General features: G+C 68.2%; 1 pseudogene. It reads right to left on the bottom strand.

Annotation, left to right across the window (positions count from 1 at the left end):
• Nucleotides 1–569 (bottom strand): annotated as a pseudogene (locus tag BMI85_RS20955) (aldehyde dehydrogenase (NADP(+))); the annotation flags it as partial.

Below are 569 nucleotides of genomic sequence, written 5' to 3' on the forward strand. Positions count from 1 at the left end.
GGTCGCGCCGAAGTTCGTGGACGCGGGATAGGGCCCGCCATGGACCATTGCGTCACAGACCTCCACGCCGGTCGGGAAGCCGTTGGCCATCACGCGGCCCGCCTTGCGCTCGAGCACCGGCAGCAGCTTGCGGGCAAGCTCCGCATCGCCGTCATCGAGATGCATCGTGGCGGTCAGCTGACCTTCGAAGCCCTTCGCAAGATCGACCATCTGCGCCGGGTCCGAGACCCTGACGACAAGACCGAGCGGCCCGAAGACTTCCTCGCCAAGCGCATGGTCCTGCAGGTAGTTCTCGGCGCTCGTCTCGTAGAGGTTCGGGGAGGCGTTGCGGCCTTCCTGCTCGGTCGTCAGCACTGGGGTCACGGAATTGCGGGTATCGAACCGGTCCTTGCCGTCGCGATAGGCCTGCGCGATGCCGTCCGTCAGCATGACCTGCGGGCCGGAGGCCGACAGCGCCTCTTTTGCGGCGGCGACGAAAGCGTCGCCTGCCGGGCCGTCCTCGACCACGGCGATGCCCGGGTTGGTGCAGAACTGGCCCGCGCCCATCGTCAGCGAGCCTGCCCAGCCGG

Source organism: Thioclava sp. DLFJ4-1, from assembly GCF_002020145.1.
GTDB classification, from domain to species: domain Bacteria; phylum Pseudomonadota; class Alphaproteobacteria; order Rhodobacterales; family Rhodobacteraceae; genus Thioclava; species Thioclava sediminum.